Below are 16,876 nucleotides of genomic sequence, written 5' to 3'. Positions count from 1 at the left end.
AGCCATTGCGCGCGGTAAAATCAACGCGCAATGGATGGTTTGTGCCTGGTCTGCGTTAGTTTGCAGCAGGTTTTTCTGTTTCAGGCTTAGCGTCGCCCGGCTTGGCAGCATCAGCTTGCGCAGGATTGGCTGGATCAGCAAGGCCCGACTTCAGCTTTTCCTCGATCTTGGCGAGTTCTTCCGGCTCCGGCTTTCCGGCAATGGCATGGTTCCACTGGAACGTCGCCTCAAGCTGACGATCCGCACGCCAGTAAGCGTCACCAAGATGGTCATTGATCGTCGGATCTTCCGGACGCAGCTTAACGGCTTTTTCAAGCTCCACGACGGCTTCCGGATAACGACCAAGCTGATAATAAGCCCAGCCGAGTGAATCGACGATATAGCCATCCTGTGGGCGCAACTCGACAGCCTTCTTGATCATCAGCAGCGCCTCATCGAGGTTTTCACCGCGATCAACCCATGAATAGCCAAGATAATTCAGCACCTGTGGCTGGTCAGGATAAAGCTCCAATGCCTTCTTGAAATTCGGCTCGGCCTGATCCCATTCCTTCAGCCGTTCATGCGCGATGCCGCGCTGATAGAACACTGGCCAATCCTTGCGTTCCGGCGATTTGATCTGCTCGACCGCCGCATCGTAGATTTTTGCGGCATCGGCAAAATTCTTGTCCTGCGCATAGACACCACCAAGCGCCAGATAGGTGCGCAGATCGGTCTTGTCGCGGTCGAGCAAGGTTTTCAACTGCTCAATCGCTTCGCCTGTCTTCTCATTTTCAGCAAGATTAAGCGCCCGCTGCATTTCTGCATCGCGTCTGTAAGGCGATTTTTCAGGAACGCGGGCATAATATTCGACGGCCCTTTCAGGCTGACGCAGCTTCGCCGAAATATCGCCAAGTTGATAAAGCGTGGCGTCATTATCAGGGCGCAATGGCAGTGACATTTGCAGATAAAGCTTGGCAAAAGCTTCCGCACCACCACGGTTGATCGCAGTACCAAGCGTATAAAGCACCTCGCCCACGCCCTGCTGCGGCGTCTCGATCAGGCGAGGATATTTCTGTCCAGCCTCTATCTTTTCACGCATCTCGGTAATGGTCATGCGACCGTTCAGAAGCTCTTCGGCATCTTTCAGAATCTTGATCGCGCCATCCTTGTCACCCTGACGCAGCTTGAAGGAGGCATAGGCCATCACAATGCGTTCATAGGTATCAGGTGCAGCACTGCCGCCCGGACGGTCGTCAATCGCCTGCTGGTAATAGTTACGTGCATCCTGCTTGTCACCAGCGATGTCGGCAATCAGCGCCGCATTATAAATGCGGAACAGGCCATACCATTCAGGGCCGTTGATCTTCACGACGTCTGCAAGCGCACGCTTTGGATTACCCTGCCCGACCTTAACCCATGCGCCCATGAGGCTGGTCGCAAGCTGATCCATATCGGATTGGATCGACAGCATCAGGAGTGGGCCAGTCTTGCGATACTGCTTCCTGGAAATGGCGTCGATTGCCAGAGCAACACGCGAAAAGCGTTCAATCTCAGGCTGATTCTTCAGCTCTTCCGCAAGCGGTAAAGCATCCTTGAAACGGCCTTCCGTAAGCAGCGCCAACAGCAGGTTCTGCTTAATGATGTCATTTCCCGGATCAAACGCCATGGCCTGACGATAGAAGTCTACAGCCGCGCCAATATTGTTGTCGGCTTCTGCCGTACGGGCTGCAAGATAGGCACCTGCAAACGAACCGGCACGCACTTGCGACACAGGATCTGGATTGGTTTTAGCCGTTGCCGCATTTGCTGGCAGCGCTACTCCCGCTAGAGCCAAGAGAAGCAATCCGTAAAGCGGACGACGTTTCAATCCCTGCCGCATAAAGCCCAGTCCTCTTTCCAATTCCGCATAAGTTCCCCTATTCAGAGGCACCTCAAGCATGGCCTTTTTGGGGTACACGTGCAAGAAAAGCATCCGTGATAGATGCTTTGTTGTTGTTTAATCCTGATCTCAATTAACGCGGCTGATGCAGAAATCGATCACTTCGATCAACGCATCTTTCTCAGGTGTTGCCTTGAGCGGCGCTAAGGCATCACGGGCGATTTCGCCGAAATGCCGCGCGCGCTGTACCGTATCGGCAATCGCACCGTGCTTCATCATCAGACCAATAGCCTTTTCAAGTGAAGCGTCGTCGCTGGCACCCTCTTCAATCGCGTGCTTCCAGAATGCACGCTCTTCATCGCTACCCCGACGATAGCTTAGGATAACCGGCAAGGTGATCTTGCCTTCACGGAAGTCGTCGCCTGTGTTCTTACCAAGATCGGCAGCCGAGCCCCCATAATCCAGCGCATCGTCAACGAGCTGGAAGGCGAGGCCGAGATTGAGACCGTAGTCGCGCAGCGCTGCACGATCCGAGCGCTGTGCCTGAGCAATGATCGGACCGACTTCAGCAGCGGCTGAGAAAAGAGCGGCAGTCTTTGCCTTGATCACAGCGAGATATTCGTCTTCGGTGGTTTCCATGTTCTTGGCTGCAGCAAGCTGCATCACTTCGCCTTCGGCGATAACCGAAGCGGAGGTTGCAAGAACATCGAGTGCATCAAGCGAACCAACGTCCACCATCATCTTAAAGGCCTGACCGAGCAGGAAATCGCCAACCAGAACACTGGCCTGATTGCCCCAGATCATGCGCGCCGTGCTTTTGCCGCGGCGCAAATCGCTTTCGTCAACCACATCATCATGCAGAAGCGTTGCCGTATGCATGAATTCAACTGAGGTTGCGAGACGGACATGACCGTCGCCTTCATAGCCAAACATGCGGGCTGCCGCGAGCGTCATCATAGGACGCAGGCGCTTGCCACCAGATGAAATGAGATGGTTAGCCACTTCCGGGATCATTTCGACATCGGAACCTGCACGGGACAAGATCATTTCATTCACGCGGCCCATATCGGCCTTCGTGAGATCGACCAGAGGCTGAACCGATCCTTCCTGCTTCTTTTTCCCGTCGAGATTCAAAACCACACCCAATGTCGTTACTCCTAGCTGCTGACCACACTATGTGTGCGGATCAGAATGCTCAAGACGCTTAAAAGCCCCTGCACGCTCAAGCTTTTCATTCAGTGCCTGTTCACCATTGAAGGAAGCAGTTGTCAATGCGGTCTATTGATTACACATTGTCGAAATGATCGAACTTATGCGCACAAATGATTCCGTACTGCTGTCCGTCGCTGAAGCGCTGATGAAAGAAGCAGGCATCATCTATTTCATCGCCGACACGAATATGAGCATTCTCGAAGGTTCGCTTGGCGTTATACCGAGACGGTTTCTTGTCGAAGAAGACAGGCTGGATGAAGCCCGGCACTATCTCATCGACGCAGGCTTGGAACACGAATTAAAAGACCATGGCAAATAACATTTCCGAGCACCAGCCTGACACGGTCGATGAAACACTCGATGTGTTTCATCGTGGTGCATTTCATCTCGTACAGCCTGCCATAAAAGGGCATCGCTCCGGCGTGGACGCGATGATTCTCGCAAGCAGCGTCCCCCAACGTTTTTCAGGTCAGCTTGCTGATCTTGGTAGTGGTGCAGGTGCTGCCGGGCTGGCTGTGGCTGCCCGTTGCAAGCATGCGCACGTCACACTTATCGAACGTTCAGGCTTCATGCTGAACTTTGCGCATAAAAGCGTCAGCCATCCACTGAATGCAGCCTTGCTTGATCGCGTCGATATTCTCGAAGCCGATGTCTCGCTGACTGGAAAAACACGCGCTGCTGCAGGTCTCATCGACCATAGTTTCGACTTTGTCATCATGAACCCACCTTTCAACGAGGCCAGTGACCGTTCCACGCCTGACCCCGTAAAGGCCGAAGCGCATGTCATGCCTGAAGGCATGTTTGACCAGTGGTTGCGCACCGCATCGGCAATCCTTCGGCCGGGAGGTAGCGTTTCAATCATTGCACGCCCGGGTTCACTCGCCTCAATATTGGAAGCACTAAAGGGGCGATTTGGTGGGGTGAAAATCATCCCAGTACTGCCGCGTCCCGACGGTGCGGCCATCCGCATTGTAATTATGGGCATTCGCGGCAGCCGTGCAGGACTTTCGCTGATGCCGGCACTCATCCTTCATGGCGAAGCAGGCAATGATTTTACGGAGCGTGCAACTGCCATCAATAACGGGCAGACGTCGCTGCTTCATGAAAGCAAATAAATGTTGCTGATCGTTGGAACCATACGCCTGCCAGTCGAAAACATTGGTGATGCGCGGCCCGTAATGCAGCGCATGATCCAAGCAAGTCGTGCGGAAAGTGGTTGCATTGAGTATTCTTATGCTCAGGACATTCTTGATCCCAGCCTCGTCCATGTAAAAGAACTCTGGCAGGACCGGGTTTCACTGGACAAACATTTCACTTCTGGCCACATAGAAGACTGGCGTTCCGAGTGGCCACGACTGGGCATAACGGATCGTAATCTCATGCTCTACGAAGTAGAAGCTCCGGAAATAACCTGAAAAGAAATCAATGACGCCCAATCCGAAGCCCGTTCGTCCCGTTTCCATCATGCGCCGCTTTCTTGATAGTGAATCGGCCGGTGGCATCGTCCTTATGTTCGCAGCCGCCCTTGCGCTCATCGTTGCGAATTCGCCTTTCTCAAAGGCTTATTTCGACGCTTTGCATTTCTACATTGGACCGCTCAGTCTTGCGCATTGGATCAATGATGCGCTGATGGCCATTTTCTTTCTGCTGGTCGGGCTTGAGATCAAGCGTGAATTTCTCGATGGCCAGCTCGCCAGTTGGCCCAATCGCATGCTGCCGGGGATTGCCGCTGCGGGCGGCGTTATTCTGCCTGCCCTGATCTTTGTCGCATTCAACTATGGCGACCCTGAAAAAGTGCACGGCTGGGCCGTACCATCTGCCACCGACATCGCATTTGCACTCGGCGTTTTATCGCTGCTGGGTTCGCGTGTGCCGTCAAGCCTCAAGGTCTTTCTGGCAACGCTTGCAATCCTCGATGATCTGGCGGCTGTTGTCATCATCGCTATTTTCTATACTGCCGAAATTTCCATGCCTTATCTTGGTGCGGCATTTGCAACGGCTGCGGTGATGTTTGCAATGAACCGACTTGGTGTAGCCAAGTTGCTGCCTTACCTCATTGGTGCTGTCGTGCTGTGGTTTTTCGTGCTCAATTCCGGCGTCCATGCGACGGTTGCGGGGGTTGTGGCAGCACTGATGGTCCCACTTAAACCCGCCAAGGCCAAACCAGACGATATGAGTTCGCCACTCCATATCCTCGAACATGCGCTGGCAAAGCCGGTTGCCTTCATCATTGTGCCCATCTTTGGTTTCGCAAATGCCGGTATTTCCTTTGCGGGAATGAGTCCTTCCATCATCGTCGATACACTGCCGCTTGGCATCATGCTTGGTCTGTTTGTCGGCAAGCAGATCGGTGTATTTGGTGCGGCCTGGATTGCGATCAAATCCGGGCTGGCACAAAAGCCGATGGGCGCAAGCTGGGCTCAGCTCTATGGCGTCGCCATTTTGTGCGGCATCGGCTTCACGATGAGTATCTTCATCGGCCTTCTGTCATTCCCGTCGGAACTGTTACAAGCAGAAACGAAAATCGGTGTACTCACCGGCTCCGCCTTGTCAGCCATATGCGGCTATGTGCTGCTTGGAATGCTGGCAAAGCCCAAAAAATAATACGCAATGAATGCCCGGAACAATTTTCCGGGCATTTCTCTTTGTATTTCCGAGATTGATTTCTACATTTGGACTAAGAAAATTTTTCAACTGGAGTTTGATTTGTCCGGAATATTGACCCGTTTCATTCCGCGTCGTTTTCGCAAAAAAGAAATTGAGATCCCCGTTGTGCGTCTGCATGGAGCCATCATGACTGGCGGCTCGTCTTTCCGGCCAGCACTTTCGCTTGCCACTGCAGCAGGTGTTCTGGAAAAGGCATTTACCGACAAGGAAGCGCCAGCGGTTGCTATCTCGGTCAATTCGCCTGGCGGCTCGCCCGTGCAGTCGCGCCTGATTTATCGCCGTATCCGCGACCTGGCAGACGAACATCAAAAGCGCGTCTTCATTTTTGTCGAAGATGCTGCCGCATCGGGCGGTTATATGATTGCGCTTGCAGGTGACGAAATCATTGCAGACCCCTCTTCGATCGTCGGCTCCATCGGTGTTGTTTCCGCATCCTTCGGTTTCCCGGAACTGCTCAAAAAGATCGGCGTTGAACGTCGCGTTTATACTGCCGGGCAAAACAAGGTTTCGCTCGATCCGTTCCAGCCGGAGAAAAAGACTGATATTGATCGCCTGAAAAAACTGCAGCTTGAAATTCACGAGACCTTTATCGACATGGTGAAGGAGCGTCGCGGCAGTAAGCTTGTCGAGGATTCCGATCTTTTCACCGGACTTTTCTGGACCGGGATCAAGGCAAAAGAGCTGGGCCTCATTGATGGGCTTGGCGATATGCGCAGCTTTTTGCGCAAAACCTATGGGGACAAGGTGAAGCTCAAACTCATTGAGCCGAAGCGCGGATTGCTTGGACGCAAGGCACCGGGTGTCGAAATGAGCCTCGGTCTGGGGCTTGACCCAGCCAGCATTGCCGCCAATCTTGGTGAGGGTTTACTGTCGGTTGCCGAAGAAAAAGCACTCTGGGCGCGATATGGGCTTTGAATTCCATGGTTTCACCATGATATGATGCATAATTGGGTGGATCAGTGTTATGCTATTCGCCAAGACTTTTCCCTGCGTGATCCCGAAATAGCATTTTCGGGATCTTGTGCAAGCCTGAGGACTAGAGGCCATGCCCCAGCTTATCTTTCTGCTGTTGATCATCGCTGCCGCCTGGTACGGCTATCGTTCCTTCAAACGCGAAGCGGTACGCGTTACCCAGCGTGTACGCCGGGCAGAAAAAGAAGCGCAAAATCGCGCTCATGGCACGCTCGTTCAAGATCCGAAAACCGGCGAATATTACGTCAAAAAAGACTAGAGTACCGTGCGCTCTAATGAGCGCAAAAAGGCTGTGCTAACCATTTAGATTATTGCTTTTCCTGAATGTATCATTCTGCTGAGGCTGCCACTCTGGTTCGTCATCCTGTTCATCATGTGGCACCGGCCAAGATTAATCTCGCACTGCATGTGACAGGCCGCAGGGATGATGGTTATCATCTGCTCGACATGCTGGTGGTGTTCGCGGACTATGGTGATCGCGTCAGTGTGGAAGTCGCCGACCATGACAGTTTCACCATCGACGGACGTTTTGCTTACGGCATACCGCTTGATAGTGGCAATCTGGTCCTCAGGGCCCGTGATGCTTTAAAGCAATATACGGGTCGCAATCTCGCGCCCGTCACCATTCATCTTGAAAAGAATCTGCCTGTGGCTTCCGGCATCGGCGGTGGCTCAAGTGACGCCGCAGCCACACTGCTGGCTCTCAATGAGATCTGGCAGCTTGGCCTCGACTTAGACACACTGGCAGAACTCGGCCTCAAACTCGGCGCCGATATTCCCATGTGTTTGCATGGTGCAGCTATTGGCACGCCGCTTGTTGCGCGCGGTATTGGCGAGCAGCTAACCCATGTCAAGCAGATGCCAGCCCTTCCGCTGTTGCTTGTCAATGATGGCACAGCCGTTGCGACACCCGACGTCTTCCAGGCATTAACAAAGCGCGACAACCCTTCCCTCCCGTCGCCTTCAGAAAGCGACATAGAAACAATCTGCACCTATCTCGGCTCAACCCGCAATGACCTCCTGCCTGCAGCCCTGACACTTGCTCCACAAATCGACAATAAGCTCGATCTGTTGCGCATGCAGGGTGCGCTTTTTGCGCAGATGTCAGGCTCGGGTGCGACCTGCTTTGCCATCTTCAATGACCAGCAGGGTGCGGACGATGCGGCTTCTAAAATTCGGGCGCAACAGCCTGACTGGTTTGTGGTTTCCACCCAAACAACGGCATCTTCATTCTGACGTCAGATGGCCATTTTCGACCCCATACTGTTCACATATACTTGAATAAATATCGTGCCATTGACCTATTTAGCCATTTCTATGGCTTATTGTCTACTGATATGAATACAATGCGTGAACCATTTGCTGTCTAGGCGCCGCCGATGGAAAGGCCTATCTCTTGCTCATCGAAACGACGAACACACCGTCGCTTCCCAAAAAAAAACACGGAGATAGAAAATGAAAAAGTTTGCTCTTGCTGCCGTAGCCGTTGCCTTTAGCGCCGGTGCCGCTTTCGCTGAAAACCCACATGTTGGCGAACCTGCCGATCTTTATGCAAATGACCGCACACCTGTTGCTACCCAGCAGGTTGATAACACCGCAACCGCTTCCATTGGCCAGTCTTCTTTCCAGGATGGCTCCGCTCATCGCTTCGGTGATGCATCGCCATCGAGCTTCCAGAACTAAGCCCGGCGTAAGCGGGTAAAATACAAAAAGGCGAAGCCTCTTCAGGCTCCGCCTTTTGTTGTTTGTGGGGGCGTAATGATTGGAGACAACCGAATAGGCTTCAACTGGCGCGGCAAATCTTCCAGTTCAAACCCCGTTGTTGGGAAAGATTTGAATGCATTGAGCCTCACGAGCAAACCAGAACTCAAAGATGGCTGGCGTGCAAAGAGTTTGCCAAGCAATCCCAAACGCACCTCGTGCTGCAAAGTAAATCTGGCCGGAAGCCGACTTTCTCCAATGTGGCGACGCACAGCTTCTTCCCAGCCATCTGCCAATATCGCCCCGGGCTGCAAAATCAACAGCCACTCCGTTCGTAAGGCACCAAGTGCTTCGGTCAGCTCATCCCCATTATAAAGGGTGCAGCCTGCACCATCTGCAACCAGCCTTGTCTCATCCGTCGAGCCTTGATCGACGACAACAACGCGGCGCAAAAGCCCTTCGACCACTACTGGCACCAAAGCCGAGAACGTGTTCGCCAAAAGCTTTTCAGAATTTCGAGTGACAATCAGAACGGAAAGCATGATCCGTTCTATATCAAGACCCTGTGATCGAAAAGCTGCCTTCTTATATGTTCTTGATTTGTTCCTTTCTTTGCGATAGGAATAGATTCACCAACAAGAGAGTCGGTTATGGAAATCATCCAGCAGGCAGATAAAGCAGCATTCGGAACAGGGCGCGCAGAACACGCCAATGCGCTTGTGAGCGAAGCAGGCCTGCGCATTGACCATTCACGACGGCGCGGGCGCGGTGCAGGCATCAATTCCACCGGGCGATTTGAACCCACGACACGACATGAATTTGACGATGGCTGGGAGACGCTTGAAGACCTTCCACCCTTCAAGACAGATGTTCAGGTCGAAAAGCCGCGAACCATCATCACACGCAATGATTCGCCTGACATCAGTTTTGATCGATCCATCAATCCCTATCGCGGTTGCGAACATGGCTGCATCTATTGCTTTGCACGGCCAACACATAGCTATATGGGGCTCTCTGCGGGACTTGATTTCGAAGCCCGGCTTTTTGCCAAGCCAGATGCACCCCGCTTGCTTGAACGTGAGCTAGCGAAGCCCGGTTACCAGCCAAAGACTATCGCCATCGGTACCAATACCGATCCTTATCAGCCAATCGAGAAAAAATGGCGCATCATGCGCGAGATTCTCGAAGTGCTGGAAACTGCCAATCATCCGGTCGGCATTGTCACCAAATCGGCACTGGTTGTGCGCGACATTGATATTTTAAGCCGCATGGCAGAAAAAGGCCTAGCAAAGGTCGCGCTTTCAGTCACGACACTTGATGCCAATCTTGCCCGCACGATGGAGCCACGTGCCTCAACCCCGACAATGCGTTTGCAGGCTATTCGCAAGCTAACCGATGCTGGTATTCCGACCAATGTAATGATGGGCCCGATTATTCCCGGCATCAACGATCATGAAATTGAGCGCATTCTGGATGCAGCTTACGCACAAGGCGCACGTGAAGCAGGCTATGTCCTCTTGCGTCTGCCGTTGGAAGTAGCGCCTTTATTCAAAGACTGGCTCTTGCGCAACTACCCCGACCGTTATCGCCATGTGATGTCGCTTGTGCGCTCCATGCGTGATGGCAAGGATTATGATGCGGAATGGGGCAAGCGTATGCGTGGCACTGGGCCCTATGCCTGGCAGATCGGTCGCCGCTTTGAGATCGCTGCTCGCAAGCTCGGCTTCAATTCCAAACGACTTCATCTTCGGACAGATTTGTTTGAACCGGTCGAAAAGGGCGGCAAGCAGCTTTCGCTTTTCTAAGCTTACGTGCTCACCGTCTTGAACGTGAGCAATTTGCATGGGTTACGCGTTGCGTATTCAATCCCCGTCTGATGTCCATTTCAGACGGATGGTCCTTGCTTTTACGCCACCTTCCTCGGCAGGGACCTTGCGGAGAACCAGAAGCAATGCGAGCATTGCCGCCAAATGAAACGCTTGTCTTCTGATTCTCCGCTCCTTTTCGACATCCCGCTCGCACCAGACTTCTCAGAAGAGAAGAAATATCTGGCCCGCGGACTTTTTCATATTGCAGGCATCGACGAAGCAGGTCGTGGGCCGCTAGCCGGCCCTGTAGTGGCAGCAGCTGTGGTGCTGGATCCCCATGATTTACCTGAAGGACTGGATGACTCCAAGCGACTTAAGGCTGCCAAGCGCGACGCCCTATATGAGATCGTTCTTGCCAAGGCATTGACCGTCTCAGTCGCAAGCTTAAGTGCGCGCAGTATTGATGCCAGCGACATTCGAAAGGCCGCGCTTGAGGCCATGCGTCGCTCATTTATGGGGCTTACCCTCAAACCTTGCCATGCGTTGATTGATGGACGCGATGTACCGCCCGGCTTGACCTGCCCCGGCTCTGCTTTGGTGAAAGGCGATCAGCGCTCCATTTCCATCGCTGCCGCCTCCATCGTGGCTAAGGTCACGCGTGATCGCATGATGGTCCGGGCAGGCAATGCCCATCCTCCCTACGGACTGGAAGTTCATGCGGGTTACGGAACCGCCAGGCATCGGACGGCCATTGAGACAGACGGCCCTGTGCCCGGTATTCATCGCTACACATTCTCACCGATCAAAGGACGCTTTTCCTGCTGACACTTCGGTCTGAACCGAAGCATGTGCGAGCAACGGACTGCTAGAGAGCAGTACAACCGCTTAAACGTGCAGGAAAAGATGAGCCATAAAACCAATATCGTCGTCGAACTAGGATTGCTGTTGTTACTGGCCGCTCTTTGGGGTGCATCCTACAGCTTCATTAAAATCGGCGTGACTACGATCCCACCTATTACCCTCATCGCCGCCAGAACCTTGATCGCAGGATTGATATTAATTGTCATAATCAGGCTGCGCGGCTTGAAGCTGCCAACCGACGCGCTGACCTGGAAATACTTTCTGTTTCAGGCCTGCCTGAATAGCGTTGTACCATTCACGGCAATCGCATGGGCAGAACAGACGACGGAAGCAGGCCTTGCTGCGATCCTCAATTCAACAACGCCGATCTTTACATTCCTCATCACGCTTCTCATCACACGCCACGAAGCTTTAACCTGCCGCAGGCTATTGGGCGTTGCAGCAGGTCTTGCAGGCACCTGCCTCATTGTCGGTGTGCAGGCGCTTGCCGGATTGGGCAATGAACTATGGGCGCAGCTCGCAATCATCGCTGCCACCATCTGCTATGCAGGTGCAGCCATCTTTGGCCGAAATTTTAAGGGCCTTGATCCGATGCTTCCCGCAGCAGGGTCTCTCATCAGCGGTGCGATCATTCTGATCCCGTTGAGCCTCATCATCGACCGACCGTGGACCATGACACCCAGCGTTAACTCTTTATACTCATTGCTCGGCCTTGCTGTCTTTTCAACAGCGGCTGCTTTCACAATCTACTTCCGGCTTATCCAGACATTGGGTTCAGTCGGCACCACCGCGCAGGCCTATCTCCGCGTTCCCATTGGCGTCAGCATCGGTGTCATCTTCCTTGGAGAACGACTGACATCAACCGCATGGTTGGGATTGGCATTCGTTGTTGTAGGCGTATTCGCGATAACATTACCAACGAGGCAGATACCGTAGAGACTTGGCAGGCCTCCCAATCGGACAAACAAAAACGCCGCCCCTTTCGAGGCGGCGTTTCCAGAATTCGATAATAACTGAGCTTAGTTCAGATTGGTCTTAACCTGACCGAGCGCATCCTTGAACAGGCTGCCCGCAACCTTGGCATCAACCTTATCAGCAACGATCTTGCCAGCAGCGGCGACAGCCAGATCAACAGCCGAAGCACGGACTGCATTGATTGCATCGGTTTCAGCGGTTGCAATCTTCTGCTCAGCAAGTTTGTTGCGACGAACAACATATTCTTCTGTCGCACGCTTGGCATCTTCGAGAAGAGCTTTTGCTTCGCGCTCTGCAGCAGCGACGATATCGCCAGCTTCTTTTTCCGCTTCCTTACGCTTGCGATGATATTCAGCAAGAAGCTGCTGAGCTTCTTCGCGCAGGGTGCGGGCTTCTTCGAGTTCCTTCTTGATATTTTCGGCGCGCTCATCAAGCGAGCGACCGATCATGCCAGGAACCTTCAGGTAAACAATCAGTGCAATGAAGAGAAGAAGAGCAATAAATGCCCAAAATGTTGCGTCCATTTTCGTCTCCTCAGGCGTTTGCGGTTTTAACTGCTGCGGTCACGTCGGCCTTATCGGCCTTGGTTCCCAAAAGCTGTTCTACAATCGCAGACGTGGTTTCTTCGGCGATCGTACCGACATCGCTCATGGCCTTGGCCTTGATTGCGGCGATACGTTCTTCAGCTTCAGTCAGCTTGCTTTCCAGAGCAGCTTCCGCAGTCGCACGTTCCGCGTCTGCTTCGCCCTTGCCCTTTTCGCGAGCAGCTTCGGCAATCGAAGCAGCCTTGGTGCGCGCAGCGGCCAGCTCCTGCTCGTAAGCAGCAATGGCGTTGTCTGCATCCTGCTTGAGGCGGGCAGCCTGCTCGAGATCCTGTGCGATACGGTCACGACGGTTTTCGATCACACCGCCGATACGTGGCAGAACCACGCGGGACAGGAACAGATAGAAAAGACCGAAAGTGATCGCCAGCCACAGAAGCTGCGATGCGTAATGGGTGGAATCAAACGGCGGGAATACGCCGCTGCCGTGTCCGGCATCGTGCGCGACCCCGGTTTCGGTGTGCACAGCATCGGCTGCGCCGTGCTCACCAGCAGCTGGTGCCGGTTGCGATTCGGTGGCGGTTTGGGCAAACGCCGTGGACACGAACATCCAGATTTCCCCTTCAATCCAGCATGTTCTTCCCCGGAAAAAACTCCGGATTCATAGAAACATGCTCACTTAGACGTCATATGCAAAGGCCAGCCGCGCTGCATTTCAAGATACAGATCGCGGCAGGCCAGTTTCTTGCGACTGTTGATTAAACAGCGAAGAGGAGCAGAAGCGCGATGAGCAGCGAGAAGATGCCCAGAGCTTCCGTCACAGCGAAACCGAACACGAGACGGCCGAACTGGCTGTCAGCAGCGGATGGGTTACGCAGAGCGCCCGAGAGATAGCTACCGAAAATGTTGCCGAGGCCGAGAGCCGTACCGGCCATACCGAAACAGGCGAGACCGGCGCCGATGTACTTTGCTGCTTCCGCTTCCATGTTAAAGCTCCTTCTGGATTGCAAATTAGTGCGGATTTCTGTTCTGGCGGAAACCCGCCGGCTAGAACCTCAAAGCGCATCACTTTAATTGTATCGATGCGAAGCGCTTTAAATGTTTTCATAACGCATGTTGTTGTCGGAAAACCGGTAAACCACTTTTCCGCAACATGCTTTAGTGACCCGGATGTACTGCGTCGTTGATGTACATGCAGGTAAGGACTGTGAAGACGTAGGCCTGGAGGAATGCAACCAGGAACTCAAGCGCGGTGATCGCGACCGTCATGATGAGAGGCAGGATCGCGCCGCCAACACCAAGCGCACCAAGAGAGCTCAGCGAGACAACGAAGCCTGCGAAAACCTTGAGTGTGATGTGGCCTGCCAGCATGTTCGCGAAAAGACGAACAGAAAGGCTGATTGGGCGCGAAAGGAACGAGATGATTTCAATGGCTACAACCAGCGGCACAATAATGCCCGGGACGCCGCTTGGTACGAACAGCTTGAGGAAGCCGAGACCATGCTTATAGAAACCGTAAATAATGACCGTACCGATAACCAGCAAAGCAAGTGCAAAGGTTACGATGATCTGGCTGGTGACCGTGTAGAAATAAGGGAACAGGCCGATGAAGTTTGCGACCAGTACGAACATGAACAGCGAGAAAACAAAGGGGAAGAACTTCATACCCTTTGAACCAGCCGAATCCCTCAAGCTCGACGCCACAAATTCATAGGCCATTTCCGAAACCGACTGCAAACGACTTGGAATCAGTCCACGGCTCGATGACGTGAAGTAAAGGAAGCCTGATGCGAGTACGACGGTTGCGACCATGAAGGCCGAAACATTGGTAAACGAGAGGTCCACACCACCGACGTCGATCGGAATCAACCGGGATACCTGGAACTGATGGATCGGATCGTTGGCCAACTTAACCTCGTCTGTCGTTCCTGCCCTAAGGCGTTTCAGTCGCGAACCAGAGGTTCGCTTGAGCGTTTCAGTCTCGGGCGAAACGCCCGCTTATCTTAAAGTGTCTATACGCGAACATTTTCGTGATGTCCGCGAAGACTTATTCCTTATCGCTCTTTTCCACGCTAGACTTATTATTGCCTTGATGAGCAACATAACCTGCGGAACGGAGCACGTTGAGGGTGCCAGCACCGAAGCCCAGAAGGAGAAAAATTATCAACCCCCATGGCGACGTGCCTGCGTAGCGATCAAGAGCCCAACCAATTACCGCACCAACCACGATACCAGCAATAAACTCGCTGGAGAGTTTCATGGCCTGCGCGACGGAACTGGATGTTTCCGACCGCTCATCCTCGGAAGCTGGTGGTTTAAGCACACCCTTTTTGGCCAGTTCGACCTCAAGGCGGTTCAAACGCTGATCCAGCCCCCCGGAAACAGTTTTGCGGTCCACATCCCTGCCGACACCGGATGATTTTCCGGGCTCAGTGCCGCTCGTCATTGGCAGCTCCTTTTGCAAGAAATGCGGGCCTTAAAAGCCCATTTCCAAGTTGCGCGCAACATATTGACACACCGCGCGCTAGTCAAGGCGGTCAAGCAGTTGCTTCAAAAGGTTTTTTCTCTAGGAAATGCAATGATTTAGCCGATGGTGCGACTCATTTTCCGCCCAAAGTCGGAGTTCGTGCAGCAATTCGGCTTCAAAATTGGAATCGAAATGGGCGAAGCTCAGCACATAGATTCACCAATGTGCATCTGTTTCAAGCGGCGTTCGAGACAAATAAATGTGTCTGAAAGTGATTTCGTAGCCAGCCATCTGAACAGACGACAGCGATCAGCTCCAGCCGCCGCCATAGGTGCGATAAAACACATGAAGACCGATCTTGGTCATCTTTTTCATGGTCGGCGCCCAGAACGGACTGACATAGGTCGCGTGATAATGAGTGGAGGAACCAACCTCCGGTAGCCAGATCTGACCGGCAGTGACTGTTTTGGCGACCTGTTGCGCCATGCGCCATTGTGGCATCTCGGTTACACGATGCTTTTGACCGTCGCAGGCAAAAGAAAATTGGCACGCGTTGAGCCAGTTGCGATTCTGATAAACGACATCACAGATGGTTCCCGGATAAGACGGATTGCGAACGCGATTGAGCACGACCTGCGCTACAGCCACCTGCCCTTTGACGGTTTCGCCACGCGCTTCATAGTAGACTGCCTCTGCGAGACACTTCTGCTCCTTCGATCCAAACGATTCTGCAGGCAAAGGCGTCGCTGCCCACGCATGGTCCTGACCGCTAATTGGCGGCACAAAGCGACCGCTATCTGCTTCCGGCGTCAGGATGTTCTCGAAGGGTGAAGTTTTGCCGTAGTCGGGCTTAGAAGGCGCATAGCCCAACGCGAGAACGTCGGGCTCATTATTGTTGACTAGCTTTGCCAGCTGCACAGGCATATCCTGTCTGGGTTTGGGTGGTTTGACCGCGTGGAACGCCATCGCGATCTCAACCTCCTTTCCTTCAATGCTGGATTTTGAGAAGGCCATACGCGCATCGATCTTTTCGCGTGGCGCTGTGATCATGCTGATTTTCTCAAACATGCTACCCGCGTTGAAAGCCCGCGCCGGAGCCTTAGGCTTAACAGAAACGATACGGTCGGTCTTGTCCGTACGATTGATGCGGTTCTCATCGGGATTGGGATCATCGACACCAAGCTTGGCTCTCTTCTGGCCACCGGAAAGGGCCACACGGCCAATGCCCGGCACCTGAATGCCTGTTGCGGCAATACTGCCCGTTACAGTTGTTGCATCGACAAAAGGCATTTCCGCCTGATGGAGCGAACCCACCGGGGCCTTGGCGACAAAGGCTGTCCAGCGATGACCTGCCACGTCTGCGGTCGGCACAAGGCTTGCCATGTCCTGAAAGGCGATTGCATTGGAGTTGAACAAATAGGCGATCGCAGCCAGCATGAGCGGCACGAAGCGATGCGGCTTACGCACAACCTGACGCGGCTTTGCACGAACAGCGTAATAGCGACCATCCTCCGGGCAATAGCCCTTTACCGGATAATGCCATACCGGCTCGGCAGCGGCCTTTGACCGGCCAAACAGCGCTCGTATGGAACCAAAACGCACCGCAAACTCCACTCGCAACGATTACTTAACTATGGCGAATAATGGAGTATTAACCTTGATGGATGGTTAACGGTATTTTGTTTACCCTTTGAAAATATTGATTAATTTTGAATTAACACAATTCGCGGAGGTTTGTTTTCATTTGCTTTTTTAGCGCTCTCAATAGCAAATGCATTCAGGCAAGCGCGCGCCGGGTTTATCTGGAATGCAA

20 protein-coding genes are annotated in these 16,876 nt (G+C 53.2%); 11 read left to right on the top strand and 9 right to left on the bottom strand.

The window, feature by feature from the left end; genetic code table 11:
* Positions 1–55: 55 nt before the first annotated feature.
* Together CEV33_RS16860 and CEV33_RS16855 are read right to left on the bottom strand one after the other, a co-directional pair.
* Complete coding sequence (locus CEV33_RS16860) at positions 56–1,858, bottom strand: tetratricopeptide repeat protein (protein WP_094541553.1); 1,803 nt, start codon at positions 1,856–1,858, stop codon at positions 56–58.
* Positions 1,859–1,987: 129 nt separating this feature from the next.
* Positions 1,988–3,004 (bottom strand): polyprenyl synthetase family protein, encoded by a 1,017-nt coding sequence (locus CEV33_RS16855; RefSeq protein ID WP_094541552.1) that lies wholly within the window; start codon positions 3,002–3,004, stop codon positions 1,988–1,990.
* Between the two features lie 154 nt (positions 3,005–3,158).
* Here CEV33_RS16855 and CEV33_RS16850 point away from each other — a divergent pair, with 154 nt between their 5' ends.
* The 8 genes from CEV33_RS16850 to CEV33_RS16820 all read left to right on the top strand — a co-directional run bounded on the left by CEV33_RS16850 (position 3,159) and on the right by CEV33_RS16820 (position 8,392).
* Positions 3,159–3,389, top strand: a complete 231-nt coding sequence (locus CEV33_RS16850) for a putative signal transducing protein (RefSeq protein ID WP_094541551.1) — start codon at positions 3,159–3,161, stop codon at positions 3,387–3,389.
* Positions 3,379–4,185, top strand: a complete 807-nt coding sequence (locus CEV33_RS16845; protein WP_094541550.1) for a tRNA1(Val) (adenine(37)-N6)-methyltransferase — start codon at positions 3,379–3,381, stop codon at positions 4,183–4,185. Before CEV33_RS16850 ends, CEV33_RS16845 begins: the two co-directional genes overlap by 11 nt.
* Complete coding sequence (locus CEV33_RS16840) at positions 4,186–4,485, top strand: putative quinol monooxygenase (protein WP_094541549.1); 300 nt, start codon at positions 4,186–4,188, stop codon at positions 4,483–4,485.
* A gap of 10 nt (positions 4,486–4,495) precedes the next feature.
* Positions 4,496–5,674, top strand: a complete 1,179-nt coding sequence (gene nhaA, locus CEV33_RS24490) for a Na+/H+ antiporter NhaA (protein WP_235818436.1) — start codon at positions 4,496–4,498, stop codon at positions 5,672–5,674.
* 102 nt (positions 5,675–5,776) lie between these two features.
* Positions 5,777–6,652 carry a S49 family peptidase gene (locus tag CEV33_RS24485; RefSeq protein ID WP_235818435.1) on the top strand — a complete coding sequence of 292 codons (876 nt, stop codon included), beginning with the start codon at positions 5,777–5,779 and terminating at the stop codon, positions 6,650–6,652.
* 130 nt (positions 6,653–6,782) lie between these two features.
* Entirely contained in the window at positions 6,783–6,968 is a 186-nt protein-coding gene (locus CEV33_RS16830) for a membrane protein (protein ID WP_024896122.1), read from the top strand.
* Positions 6,969–7,033: 65 nt separating this feature from the next.
* Positions 7,034–7,945, top strand: a complete 912-nt coding sequence (locus tag CEV33_RS16825) for a 4-(cytidine 5'-diphospho)-2-C-methyl-D-erythritol kinase (protein ID WP_094541547.1) — start codon at positions 7,034–7,036, stop codon at positions 7,943–7,945.
* Between the two features lie 219 nt (positions 7,946–8,164).
* The gene (locus tag CEV33_RS16820; protein ID WP_094541544.1) at positions 8,165–8,392 is read left to right on the top strand and encodes a hypothetical protein; all 228 of its coding nucleotides are present in this window, start codon (positions 8,165–8,167) and stop codon (positions 8,390–8,392) included.
* A gap of 41 nt (positions 8,393–8,433) precedes the next feature.
* Here the strand turns inward: CEV33_RS16820 and CEV33_RS16815 are convergent, their stop codons facing one another.
* Positions 8,434–8,952 carry a glycosyltransferase gene (locus CEV33_RS16815; protein ID WP_094541542.1) on the bottom strand — a complete coding sequence of 173 codons (519 nt, stop codon included), beginning with the start codon at positions 8,950–8,952 and terminating at the stop codon, positions 8,434–8,436.
* Positions 8,953–9,060: 108 nt separating this feature from the next.
* Here CEV33_RS16815 and CEV33_RS16810 point away from each other — a divergent pair, with 108 nt between their 5' ends.
* From CEV33_RS16810 to CEV33_RS16800, 3 genes are all read left to right on the top strand, one after another.
* Positions 9,061–10,215, top strand: a complete 1,155-nt coding sequence (locus CEV33_RS16810) for a PA0069 family radical SAM protein (protein ID WP_094541540.1) — start codon at positions 9,061–9,063, stop codon at positions 10,213–10,215.
* A gap of 165 nt (positions 10,216–10,380) precedes the next feature.
* On the top strand, positions 10,381–11,043 hold the full coding sequence (locus CEV33_RS16805; RefSeq protein ID WP_094541537.1) for a ribonuclease HII: 663 nt from the start codon (positions 10,381–10,383) through the stop codon (positions 11,041–11,043).
* A 78-nt stretch (positions 11,044–11,121) separates the two neighbouring features.
* The gene (locus tag CEV33_RS16800; protein WP_094541535.1) at positions 11,122–12,015 is read left to right on the top strand and encodes a DMT family transporter; all 894 of its coding nucleotides are present in this window, start codon (positions 11,122–11,124) and stop codon (positions 12,013–12,015) included.
* Positions 12,016–12,098: 83 nt separating this feature from the next.
* Here the strand turns inward: CEV33_RS16800 and CEV33_RS16795 are convergent, their stop codons facing one another.
* From CEV33_RS16795 to CEV33_RS16770, 6 genes are all read right to left on the bottom strand, one after another.
* Positions 12,099–12,578, bottom strand: coding sequence for a F0F1 ATP synthase subunit B (locus tag CEV33_RS16795; RefSeq protein ID WP_094541532.1), 480 nt, complete (start codon positions 12,576–12,578; stop codon positions 12,099–12,101).
* 10 nt (positions 12,579–12,588) lie between these two features.
* A complete protein-coding gene (locus tag CEV33_RS16790) occupies positions 12,589–13,206 on the bottom strand; it encodes a F0F1 ATP synthase subunit B (RefSeq protein ID WP_094541530.1) in 618 nt (205 codons plus the stop codon).
* Positions 13,207–13,354: 148 nt separating this feature from the next.
* Positions 13,355–13,582: a F0F1 ATP synthase subunit C gene (locus CEV33_RS16785; protein WP_007632966.1), complete on the bottom strand. Its 228-nt coding sequence runs from the start codon at positions 13,580–13,582 to the stop codon at positions 13,355–13,357.
* Positions 13,583–13,754: 172 nt separating this feature from the next.
* Positions 13,755–14,504, bottom strand: coding sequence for a F0F1 ATP synthase subunit A (locus tag CEV33_RS16780; RefSeq protein ID WP_094541529.1), 750 nt, complete (start codon positions 14,502–14,504; stop codon positions 13,755–13,757).
* A gap of 139 nt (positions 14,505–14,643) precedes the next feature.
* Positions 14,644–15,042 carry an AtpZ/AtpI family protein gene (locus CEV33_RS16775; RefSeq protein WP_094541527.1) on the bottom strand — a complete coding sequence of 133 codons (399 nt, stop codon included), beginning with the start codon at positions 15,040–15,042 and terminating at the stop codon, positions 14,644–14,646.
* Between the two features lie 330 nt (positions 15,043–15,372).
* Positions 15,373–16,665, bottom strand: a complete 1,293-nt coding sequence (locus tag CEV33_RS16770) for a cell wall hydrolase (RefSeq protein WP_094541526.1) — start codon at positions 16,663–16,665, stop codon at positions 15,373–15,375.
* Positions 16,666–16,876 lie beyond the last annotated feature (211 nt).

The sequence above is a fragment of the Brucella grignonensis genome (assembly GCF_002252505.1).
GTDB classification, from domain to species: Bacteria; Pseudomonadota; Alphaproteobacteria; order Rhizobiales; family Rhizobiaceae; genus Brucella; species Brucella grignonensis.
Note: the sequence above shows the minus strand (reverse complement) of the source record. Positions and strands in the feature narration are given on the sequence as shown.

Bases quoted from the DNA above. Each gene is read 5' to 3' on its own strand.
- CEV33_RS16800 (WP_094541535.1), top strand. From the start codon at position 11,122: ATGAGCCATAAAACCAATATCGTCGTCGAACTAGGATTGCTGTTGTTA.
- CEV33_RS16845 (WP_094541550.1), top strand. From the start codon at position 3,379: ATGGCAAATAACATTTCCGAGCACCAGCCTGACACGGTCGATGAAACA.
- CEV33_RS16785 (WP_007632966.1), bottom strand. From the start codon at position 13,582: ATGGAAGCGGAAGCAGCAAAGTACATCGGCGCCGGTCTCGCCTGTTTC.
- nhaA (WP_235818436.1), top strand. From the start codon at position 4,496: ATGACGCCCAATCCGAAGCCCGTTCGTCCCGTTTCCATCATGCGCCGC.
- CEV33_RS16820 (WP_094541544.1), top strand. From the start codon at position 8,165: ATGAAAAAGTTTGCTCTTGCTGCCGTAGCCGTTGCCTTTAGCGCCGGT.
- CEV33_RS16805 (WP_094541537.1), top strand. From the start codon at position 10,381: ATGAAACGCTTGTCTTCTGATTCTCCGCTCCTTTTCGACATCCCGCTC.
- CEV33_RS16830 (WP_024896122.1), top strand. From the start codon at position 6,783: ATGCCCCAGCTTATCTTTCTGCTGTTGATCATCGCTGCCGCCTGGTAC.
- CEV33_RS16795 (WP_094541532.1), bottom strand. From the start codon at position 12,578: ATGGACGCAACATTTTGGGCATTTATTGCTCTTCTTCTCTTCATTGCA.
- CEV33_RS16860 (WP_094541553.1), bottom strand. From the start codon at position 1,858: ATGCGGCAGGGATTGAAACGTCGTCCGCTTTACGGATTGCTTCTCTTG.
- CEV33_RS16840 (WP_094541549.1), top strand. From the start codon at position 4,186: ATGTTGCTGATCGTTGGAACCATACGCCTGCCAGTCGAAAACATTGGT.
- CEV33_RS16850 (WP_094541551.1), top strand. From the start codon at position 3,159: ATGATCGAACTTATGCGCACAAATGATTCCGTACTGCTGTCCGTCGCT.
- CEV33_RS16775 (WP_094541527.1), bottom strand. From the start codon at position 15,042: ATGACGAGCGGCACTGAGCCCGGAAAATCATCCGGTGTCGGCAGGGAT.
- CEV33_RS16790 (WP_094541530.1), bottom strand. From the start codon at position 13,206: ATGTTCGTGTCCACGGCGTTTGCCCAAACCGCCACCGAATCGCAACCG.
- CEV33_RS16810 (WP_094541540.1), top strand. From the start codon at position 9,061: ATGGAAATCATCCAGCAGGCAGATAAAGCAGCATTCGGAACAGGGCGC.
- CEV33_RS16825 (WP_094541547.1), top strand. From the start codon at position 7,034: ATGTATCATTCTGCTGAGGCTGCCACTCTGGTTCGTCATCCTGTTCAT.
- CEV33_RS16815 (WP_094541542.1), bottom strand. From the start codon at position 8,952: ATGCTTTCCGTTCTGATTGTCACTCGAAATTCTGAAAAGCTTTTGGCG.